The 9,596-nt window shown below is 37.5% G+C and carries 12 protein-coding genes and 2 other annotated features (1 of these 14 running past the window's edge); all 12 genes read left to right on the top strand.

Annotation, left to right across the window (positions count from 1 at the left end):
* Positions 1-310: 310 nt before the first annotated feature.
* Positions 311-787, top strand: a complete 477-nt coding sequence (gene ispF / locus ACIQVU_RS17480; RefSeq protein WP_402896493.1) for a 2-C-methyl-D-erythritol 2,4-cyclodiphosphate synthase — start codon at positions 311-313, stop codon at positions 785-787.
* Between the two features lie 91 nt (positions 788-878).
* Positions 879-2,339, top strand: a complete 1,461-nt coding sequence (gene gltX / locus ACIQVU_RS17475; protein WP_402896491.1) for a glutamate--tRNA ligase — start codon at positions 879-881, stop codon at positions 2,337-2,339.
* Between the two features lie 50 nt (positions 2,340-2,389).
* Positions 2,390-2,608 (top strand) — a binding site (T-box leader).
* Between the two features lie 208 nt (positions 2,609-2,816).
* Positions 2,817-4,217, top strand: coding sequence for a cysteine--tRNA ligase (gene cysS, locus ACIQVU_RS17470; protein ID WP_340808316.1), 1,401 nt, complete (start codon positions 2,817-2,819; stop codon positions 4,215-4,217).
* A gap of 5 nt (positions 4,218-4,222) precedes the next feature.
* Positions 4,223-4,642 (top strand): Mini-ribonuclease 3, encoded by a 420-nt coding sequence (locus ACIQVU_RS17465; protein ID WP_340808314.1) that lies wholly within the window; start codon positions 4,223-4,225, stop codon positions 4,640-4,642.
* Entirely contained in the window at positions 4,642-5,394 is a 753-nt protein-coding gene (gene rlmB, locus ACIQVU_RS17460; RefSeq protein WP_340808312.1) for a 23S rRNA (guanosine(2251)-2'-O)-methyltransferase RlmB, read from the top strand. The genes ACIQVU_RS17465 and rlmB overlap by 1 nt, the downstream gene beginning before the upstream one ends.
* Before the next feature lie 2 nt (positions 5,395-5,396).
* Complete coding sequence (locus ACIQVU_RS17455; RefSeq protein WP_340808309.1) at positions 5,397-5,909, top strand: NYN domain-containing protein; 513 nt, start codon at positions 5,397-5,399, stop codon at positions 5,907-5,909.
* 68 nt (positions 5,910-5,977) lie between these two features.
* Entirely contained in the window at positions 5,978-6,625 is a 648-nt protein-coding gene (gene sigH, locus ACIQVU_RS17450; RefSeq protein ID WP_340808307.1) for an RNA polymerase sporulation sigma factor SigH, read from the top strand.
* A gap of 77 nt (positions 6,626-6,702) precedes the next feature.
* Positions 6,703-6,849 (top strand): 50S ribosomal protein L33, encoded by a 147-nt coding sequence (rpmG, locus tag ACIQVU_RS17445; RefSeq protein ID WP_340808305.1) that lies wholly within the window; start codon positions 6,703-6,705, stop codon positions 6,847-6,849.
* Between the two features lie 48 nt (positions 6,850-6,897).
* A complete protein-coding gene (secE, locus tag ACIQVU_RS17440) occupies positions 6,898-7,083 on the top strand; it encodes a preprotein translocase subunit SecE (RefSeq protein WP_340808303.1) in 186 nt (61 codons plus the stop codon).
* 336 nt (positions 7,084-7,419) lie between these two features.
* Positions 7,420-7,953, top strand: a complete 534-nt coding sequence (nusG, locus tag ACIQVU_RS17435) for a transcription termination/antitermination protein NusG (RefSeq protein WP_274794964.1) — start codon at positions 7,420-7,422, stop codon at positions 7,951-7,953.
* 228 nt (positions 7,954-8,181) lie between these two features.
* Positions 8,182-8,607 (top strand): 50S ribosomal protein L11, encoded by a 426-nt coding sequence (gene rplK / locus ACIQVU_RS17430; protein ID WP_004233593.1) that lies wholly within the window; start codon positions 8,182-8,184, stop codon positions 8,605-8,607.
* A gap of 116 nt (positions 8,608-8,723) precedes the next feature.
* The gene (rplA, locus tag ACIQVU_RS17425; RefSeq protein WP_340808298.1) at positions 8,724-9,422 is read left to right on the top strand and encodes a 50S ribosomal protein L1; all 699 of its coding nucleotides are present in this window, start codon (positions 8,724-8,726) and stop codon (positions 9,420-9,422) included.
* Between the two features lie 51 nt (positions 9,423-9,473).
* Positions 9,474-9,596 (top strand) — a sequence feature (ribosomal protein L10 leader region); it runs 23 nt beyond the window's last position.

Genomic DNA, 9,596 nt, shown 5'->3' with positions numbered 1-9,596 from the left:
CCCGTAGTGGAAATCAACGGCTTTACTTTATTTTATTGTAAAAGAAAAAAGACTGTAGGCAAACTCAAAATTCATTGAGTTTGTCTACAGTCTGAATCTCATTAGCAACATTGGCTAATGAGATTTTGTCTATCAGCATATAAAAACGTTGGCTATTTGCTATCAGCTCAATTTCCTAGGGAATATGTTAAAATATGAGGGTATAATAGTGAATAAATATAAAAGTGAAAGAAGGTGAATGAAACTACGATTGAAGCAAACGAGTAGCTTATTTACGCCATTTGTTTTGCTAAAGTAGTTTCTCTAGCATATGTTTCGAATTGGACAAGGTTTTGATGTACATGCATTTGAGGAGGGGCGTCCGTTAATTATTGGAGGTATTACAATTCCTCATGAAAAAGGGCTTGTAGGGCACTCTGATGCAGATGTTTTATTACATACTGTTACGGATGCAGCGCTAGGAGCAATTGGAGAAGGAGATATTGGACGTCATTTTCCAGATACAGACCCTGCATTTAAGGATGCAGATTCAGCCAAACTATTAGAACATATTTGGCAAATTGTTGAGGATAAAGGCTATATTCTAGGTAATGTAGATTGTACAATTATGGCGCAGCGTCCTAAAATGGCTCCATATATCGGGCAAATGCAAAATCGTATTGCGGAATTATTACATGCAGAGCCCTCACAAGTAAATGTCAAGGCGACAACAACGGAAAAATTAGGCTTTACTGGACGTGAGGAAGGTATAGCAGCAATGGCAACAATCCTTTTGATTAAGAAATAAATGTGCACGAACCTTGCTTTTATTTCCTATAACAGAATGGTAAAATAAACAAAGTCAATTTGTTGATCGAAAATTTAGGAGGCTTTTAATTATGACGAAAGAAGTTCGTGTTCGTTACGCACCATCTCCAACTGGTTATTTACATATTGGTGGGGCGCGTACAGCATTATTCAATTATTTATATGCAAAACATCATAACGGTAAATTTATTGTACGTATTGAGGATACAGATATTGAACGTAATGTAGAGGGTGGAGAAGCATCTCAGCTAGAAAACCTAAAGTGGCTAGGTATTGAATATGATGAGTCGATTGATATTGGTGGACCTTATGCACCTTACCGTCAAATGGAACGTCTTGATATTTATAAAGAGCATGCTGAAAAATTATTGGAGCAAGGCTTAGCTTATAAATGTTTCTGTTCTTCAGAAAAGCTTGAGGCATCTCGTGAAGAGCAAAAGGCTAGAGGTGTAGCAGCACCTACTTATGACGGTACATGTCGTCATTTATCAGCGGAGGAAGTTGCAGCGAAAGAGGCAGCAGGTGAGCCATATACAATTCGTATGCGTGTACCAGAAAACGTAACATATGAATTTGAAGATTTAGTGCGTGGACAAGTAGTATTTGAATCGAAGGATGTTGGTGATTGGGTACTTGTAAAAGCAAATGGTATTCCAACTTATAACTTTGCTGTTGTATTGGATGATCACTTTATGGAAATTTCCCATGTTTTCCGTGGTGAGGAGCATTTATCGAATACACCAAAGCAAATGATGATTTTTGATGCATTTGGTTGGGAATATCCAACTTTCGGGCATATGACACTAATAGTTAATGAAAACCGTAAAAAGCTATCAAAACGTGATGAATCGATTATTCAATTTGTTACACAATATAAAGATTTAGGTTATCTTCCTGAGGCAATGTTTAACTTCTTTGCACTGCTTGGCTGGTCACCAGAAGGCGAAGAGGAAATTTTCTCAAGAGAGGAATTAATTAAAATCTTTGATGAAAAACGTTTATCAAAATCACCATCTATGTTCGATAAGCAAAAGCTGACATGGATGAATAATCAATATATTAAAAAATTACCTTTAGAAGAAGTAGTAGCACTATCATTACCACATTTGCAAAAAGCAGGTTTATTGCCTGAAGAGCTTACTGCAGAGCAACGTGCATGGGCAACAGATTTAATTGCTCTTTATCACGATCAAATGAGCTTTGGTGCTGAAATTATTGAATTATCTAGCCTATTCTTCAAAGAACAGATTGAATATGATGAAGAAGCAAAAGCTGTTTTAGCAGGTGAACAAGTACCTGAGGTTATGACAGCCTTTAAGACACAGCTTGAAGCATTAGAAGAATTTACACCAGATACAGTAAAAGCTGCTATTAAAGCTGTTCAAAAAGCAACGGGTCATAAAGGTAAAAACTTATTTATGCCAATCCGTGTTGTAACAACAGGAGAAACGCATGGGCCAGAACTACCAAATGCAATTTGCTTAATTGGTAAAGAGAAAACAATTGACCGCGTTGAAAAATTTGCACAATAAAGGGAAATTTATTGACAATTTATTCGTTCGTTGTAAAATGTATTTACATTGAAAAAGCGTTGAGAAGGAGAAGTAAGTGGCGCATGTTCTAAAGAGAGGACCATCACCGGCTGAAAGTGGTCTGAACCTAGGCAAAACTGAAATGCACCTTTGAGCATAAGGCTGAACAAGTAGTAGGCTTTATCGAGTCGTTCCCGTTAAAGGACGCCCAGAGTGGAAGGCTTTTGCCTTCAATCAGAGTGGAACCACGCAAATTAGGCGTCTCTGTCATTCCTTTTAGGGAATGATGGGGGCGTTTTTTATTTTATAAATACAAGAAGGCTTAAGACGTTAACGGATAAGCTGTTTGTAGGGAAATGCCACCATGTTATAGTTGTCAGCTTTCCTGATAGAATGGGAAAGACTAGAGCATTAAAATATTTTTGAGAAGCGCATTGCTGAAGCAATTGAACGCTTACAGAAGGAGAGTGGAACACAATGAGTATTCAAATTTTCAACTCATTAACACGACAAAAGGAAACTTTTGTACCATTAGAAGAAGGCAAAGTGAAAATGTATGTTTGCGGTCCAACTGTCTATAACTATATTCATATTGGAAATTCTCGCCCTGTTATTGTCTATGATACAGTACGTCGATATTTTTTATATAAAGGCTATGATGTGAAGTTTGTATCAAATTTTACGGATGTAGATGATAAAATTATTAAAGCAGCAAATGAGTTAGGTGAGGAAGTACATGAATTAACAGAGCGCTTTATTGCTGCCTATTTTGAAGATGTCACAGCATTAGGCTGCAAAAAGGCAGATGTTCATCCACGCGTAACAGACCATATGGATGATATTATTGAATTCATTCAAGTGTTAATTGATAAAGGTTATGCCTATGAATCTGCTGGTGATGTTTATTACCGTACACGTAAATTTGATGGTTATGGTAAATTATCACATCAATCAGTGGATGATTTAAAAATTGGTGCCCGTATTGAAGCAGGTGAGAAAAAAGATGATGCATTGGATTTTGCATTATGGAAAGCGGCTAAGCCAAACGAAATTCGCTGGGAAAGCCCTTGGGGAGCTGGTCGCCCTGGCTGGCATATTGAATGCTCTGTCATGGCTCGTGAGCATTTAGGTGATACGATTGATATTCATGCTGGCGGGCAAGACTTAACCTTTCCACACCATGAAAATGAAATTGCACAATCGGAAGCACATAATGATAAAACATTTGCACGCTACTGGATGCACAATGGTTATATTAATATTGATAATGAAAAAATGTCCAAATCTCTTGGGAATTTTATTTTAGTGAATGATATTCGTAAGCAGATTGACCCACAAGTATTACGTTTCTTTATGCTTTCTGTTCATTATCGCCACCCGATTAATTTTGCAAAAGATTTGGTGGAGGCAGCAGCGGCTGGTTTAGAGCGAATTCGTACAGCCTACAACAATGTTAAACATCGTCTAACGACTACTGTCAGCTTAGGTGATCATTCAGAAGAATGGCTAAGCAAGATCGCTGAGCAAAAAGCGCTCTTTGAAGAGGCAATGGATGATGATTTTAATACAGCTAATGCTATTTCAGTATTATTTGAGCTAGCACGTATTGCTAACATTTATTTGAATGAAACAAATACTTGCAAAAAAGTATTGGAAAGCTTTATTGAAACTTTTGAGGTACTGGGTGACGTCTTAGGTATTGAATTTGCAAAAGAGGAAGAGCTATTAGACGAAGAAATTGAAGCATTACTGCAAGAGCGCGTAGAGGCACGTAAAAACCGTGATTTTGCCCGTTCTGATGAGATTCGTGACCATTTGCAAGCACAAGGTATCATTTTAGAAGATACACGACAAGGAACTAGATGGAAACGAGGGTAAGTAAGTTGGATAAACTTCGTAATGAAGATATTAAGCAATTAAATGCACTGGCATTAGCCTATATGGGTGATGCCGTATTGGAGCAGAAGGTACGCGAACATTTGCTACGCTCAGGTCGAGTTAAACCAAATACGCTTCATCGAGAAGCGACTCACTATGTATCAGCAAAAGCACAGTCTATGGTTGTTCATCGTATGATGGATGAAAATTATTTAACAGAGGAGGAGTTGGCTGTGTTCCGTCGTGGACGCAATGCTAAGTCCGGCTCTGTCCCAAAAAATACAGATGTTCAAACTTATCGTAATAGCTCAGGCTTTGAGGCGATACTTGGGAATTTATATTTATTAAATGAACTAGAACGTGTTTATGAAATTATTGCATACGCTATTCAAATAGTCGAGGAATCGAAAGGAGTGTTGAAATAATGGTAGAACAAAATGGCGAAATAATTGCTGGTAAAAATCCAGTGCTAGAAGCACTTCGTTCAGGTCGCGATATGAATAAAGTATGGATTGCAGAAGGCGTGAAAAAATCTGGTATCAATGAATTGCTAGATTTAGCACGCGAACGAGGTATTGTTGTTCAATTTGTGCCGAAAAAGAAAGTTGATCAATTATCGAGTGCTAATCACCAAGGAATCGTTGCTGCTGTTGCTGCATATAAATATGCTGAGCTTGAGGATTTATTTGCAGCAGCGGCAAAAAAACAGGAAGACCCATTTTTCCTAATCTTAGATGAGCTTGAAGACCCACATAATCTAGGGTCTATTATGAGAACGGCTGATGCTATTGGTGTACATGGTATTATTATTCCGAAGCGCCGTTCTGTTAGCTTAACGGCTGTGGTAGCAAAGGCTTCAACAGGTGCTATTGAACATGTTCCTGTTGTGCGTGTAAATAATCTTGCTCAAACAGTTGATGAATTAAAAGAACGAGGTATATGGATTGCTGGTACTGATGCAAAAGGCTCTGTCGACTATCGAAAAATGGATGCAACATTACCATTAGCGATTATTATCGGTAGTGAAGGTAAAGGAATGGGGCGCTTATTAAAAGAGAAGTGTGATTTTTTATATCATTTACCAATGATAGGGCATGTTACATCGTTAAACGCATCAGTAGCTGCCGCACTTTTAATGTATGAAGTGTATCGTAAGCGTCAAGAAGCGAATGAGTAACAATGAAAAACATTTTGCTTGTTGATGGCTATAATATGATTGGGTCTTGGAAAGAATTACGACCATTGCGTGATGCTAATTTTGAGGATGCGCGTAGAAGGTTGATTGAACTGATGGCTGAATATAAAGCAGCTATGGGTTGGCGTGTAATTGTTGTTTTTGATGCACATCTTGTACCAGGCATTGAGCAATCTTATATAGAAAATGATGTAGAAGTCATTTATACTCGAAAAAACGAAACAGCAGATGAGCGCATTGAAAAAATGACACAAGAACTAAAAGCAAGAAATGTCCAAATTCATGTAGCGACATCTGATATGGCAGAGCAAAGTGTGATTTTTGGTAATGGTGCTCTACGAAAGTCAGCTAGAGAGCTAGAAATTGAAACAAATATTATTCAACATAAAATTTCGCATGATGTAAAGCGTAAACATGAAAGCAAGCCACCTTCTCGCATTGAATTAAAGCCAGATGTTGCATTAGCTTTTGAAAAATGGCGAAGAGGTTTGAAATGATTGATTGACGCATATTTTCCAATTCCGTTATACTGTTCCTAATTATCTGTTGTAACTGAGGTGATACCATGTTTAAAAATAGCATTGTACAAGTGACACAAGATTTTGAACGATTCAATGATGAAGAACTTATTGAAATGGTGCATCAAGGTAATACAGATGCGTTGGATTACTTAATTACAAAATACCGTCTGTTAGTAAGAGCAAAAGCAAGGTCCTATTTCTTAATCGGAGCAGATAAGGAAGATATTGTACAGGAGGGCATGATCGGTTTATATAAAGCAATTCGTGATTTTAAGGGAGATAAGCTGGCGTCCTTTAGAGCTTTTGCAGAGCTATGTATTACAAGACAAATTATTACAGCTATTAAAACAGCGACTAGACAAAAGCATATACCACTTAATTCCTATATCTCCTTAGACAAGCCTATATTTGATGAAGAGTCTGATCGAACGCTAATGGATGTATTAACAGGCGCTATTATGGATGATCCAGAAGAATTAATGATTCATAGAGAAGAGTTTGGGTACTTAGAAGAAAAGATGAGTGAAATTTTAAGTGAATTAGAGCTCCAAGTTTTAGCCTTATATCTAGATGGTCAATCCTATCATGAAATTTCTGCAAAACTAAATCGTCATGTGAAATCTATCGATAATGCATTGCAGCGGGTAAAGCGGAAATTAGAACGACATTTAGTTCTTGAAGAAATGTTTTAGTGGATATAGGCCTTTATTGACATTGACAAATATAGGTGTTAGTCTTAAAAAGATAAAGTGCCGAAAAAGGTGATTGTATGGCAAAAAAAGTCGTGCTAAATTGTGAAAAATGCGGATCAAGAAATTATACATTTCAGGCTAAAGAAGGTTCCACTATACGCCTTGAATTAAAGAAATTTTGTACGCATTGCAATAAACATACAGTGCATAAACAAACACTATAAGAATGATATGGAAATAGACAGATATAATTATTTGGAGGTTAGGCTAGAATGGGCAAGATCAAAGGCTTTTTAAGCAGTGTAATGTCAGAAATGCGCAAAACAAGCTGGCCAAAAAGTAAAGAGCTAACGAAATATACAGTCGTTGTAATTTCAACTGTTGTCATTATGGCTCTGTTTTTTGTGCTAGTTGACCTAGGTATTTCATCATTATTCCGCTGGTACTTAGATTTATAAATTTTAGTAAATAGATGTTAATATTCTTGAAATAGCCCGTCCAATGCAATAACGGGTTTTTTCGTTTGTTTTATCTTCATTCAACCGTGAGTCCCCTCTTTAAAATGGGTAGGTGAAATGAATGGAGTGAAGGGCAGTAATCTATTCTCGTTTAGGATAAAGATGCTATGGACAGAGTATGGGCGTAGTAAGAGATGACGATGCTAGACTTGGTATATATCATTAATTTATCTTAAATGAGATATTTGTGGAAAAGGGTAAGAGTGCGCTTAGCATATCACAATTCATTTTCACTTTTATTTGTAAGGGAGGGACGGACGACAAGTCCTAATGATTATGGAGAAAAATTGGTATGTTGTTCATACGTATTCAGGGTATGAAAACCGTGTAAAGGCAAACCTAGAGAAACGTGTAGAAACAATGGGCATGCAAGACAAAATCTTTCGTGTAATTGTTCCTGAGCATGAGGAAACAGAAATGAAAGATGGGAAAAAACGTACAATGATGCGTAAAGTTTTCCCAGGTTATGTGTTAGTAGAGTTAATTATGACTGATGATTCTTGGTATGTAGTACGTAATACACCAGGTGTAACAGGCTTTATCGGTTCGTCTGGTGGAGGAGCGAAGCCAACACCTTTACTTCCTGAAGAAGCAGATCGTCTATTACAGCAAATGGGTATGACGGATAAGGTTGTAGAAGTGGATATTACTGTTGGTGAGGCTGTTGAAGTATTAGAGGGGCCGTTTGCTCATTTCCAAGGTCGTGTTGAAGAGATTGATACAGAAAAAGGTAAAGTAAAAGTAACAGTCGATATGTTTGGCCGTGAAACAATTATGGAACTAGACTTTGAACAAATTCAAAAATTATAGTTCTAGTAACAGAAGCATGATTGCCAGCTAGTAGATATTTCGCAGATTTTGTTAATTACTACTTGCTTAAAGATTTTAAAAGTGTTATCATTTCATAGGTCAGACTGTCATACTTTACTATGACGTCTGTAATGATAATTTTAATGTTATCGGCATTAGCTGACAGACAGATATTGAGTGGGAGGGGCAACCCAATTACCACATCACGGACTTAAGGAGGTGTGTCTCGTGGCTAAAAAAGTTATTAAAGTTGTAAAACTTCAAATCCCTGCTGGTAAAGCTAACCCAGCTCCACCGGTTGGTCCTGCACTAGGTCAAGCGGGTGTGAACATCATGGGATTCTGTAAAGAATTTAACGCACGTACTGCTGATCAAGCTGGTCTTATTATTCCAGTTGAAATTTCAGTATTTGAAGATCGTTCTTTCACTTTCATTACAAAAACTCCACCTGCAGCAGTTCTACTTAAAGTAGCGGCTGGTATCCAATCTGGATCAGGTGAACCAAACCGTAAAAAAGTGGCAACGGTTAAACGTGACAAAGTTCGCGAAATCGCTGAAACTAAAATGCCAGACCTTAACGCTGCTTCAGTGGAAGCTGCTATGTTAATGGTTGAAGGTACTGCACGAAGCATGGGTATTGTTATCGAAGACTAATCCCATTTACTTGATGTTTTGTTTTTTGGAAGGTTGCGAAGTTTCTTTATGAACACGCAACCTTTATTCGTGGGAGGTAAAATCCGCTATAACCACAATCAAGGAGGAAATATATAATGGCTAAAAAAGGTAAAAAACTGCAAGATGCAGCAAAATTAATTGATCGTAATGCACTATATGGTGCACAAGAAGCAATCGAACTTGCTCAAAAAACTAGCACAGTAAACTTCGACGCTACTGTAGAAGTTGCTTTCCGTTTAGGTATTGATACTCGTAAAAACGACCAACAAATCCGTGGTGCAGTAGTGCTACCAAACGGTACTGGTAAAACTCAACGCGTATTAGTATTCGCAAAAGGTGAAAAACTTAAAGAAGCAGAAGCAGCTGGTGCTGATTATGTAGGCGATGCAGAATACATCCAAAAAATCCAACAAGGTTGGTTCGATTTCGATGTAATCGTAGCAACTCCTGACATGATGGGTGAAGTTGGTAAACTTGGTCGTGTATTAGGACCTAAAGGTTTAATGCCAAACCCTAAAACTGGCACAGTTACTTTTGATGTAACAAAAGCTATCGAAGAAATCAAAGCTGGTAAAGTAGAATACCGTGCTGATAAAGCTGGTATCATCCACGCTCCTATCGGTAAAGTTTCTTTCCCAGCAGAAAAATTAGTAGAGAACTTCTTAGCTGTTTTTGATGTAGTACAAAAAGCAAAACCTGCAGCAGCTAAAGGTACTTACATGAAATCTGTAAATATTACAACTACAATGGGCCCAGCTGTTAAAGTTGACGCTGCTAACGTAGTAGTAAAATAATTTATATATATGTTGACGGCAGTAATTGTATGTGATATTATAGTTGCTGTTGTGAATTATCCATTTGTACCGTAGACAGTAGGAGTGACTTGTCACTTAATGTTCCTACCGAGGACATCGGAATTCAGATTCTTATTTAAAGATGATGACTTTCAGCCTCTGTGTCTATTTGAC

Origin of the sequence: Lysinibacillus sp. NPDC098008 (assembly GCF_044760715.1) — a bacterium.
Taxonomy (GTDB): Bacteria; Bacillota; Bacilli; order Bacillales_A; family Planococcaceae; genus Lysinibacillus.
The sequence above is the reverse complement of the archived record's forward strand: the minus strand, read 5'-3'. Positions and strand labels throughout refer to the sequence as shown.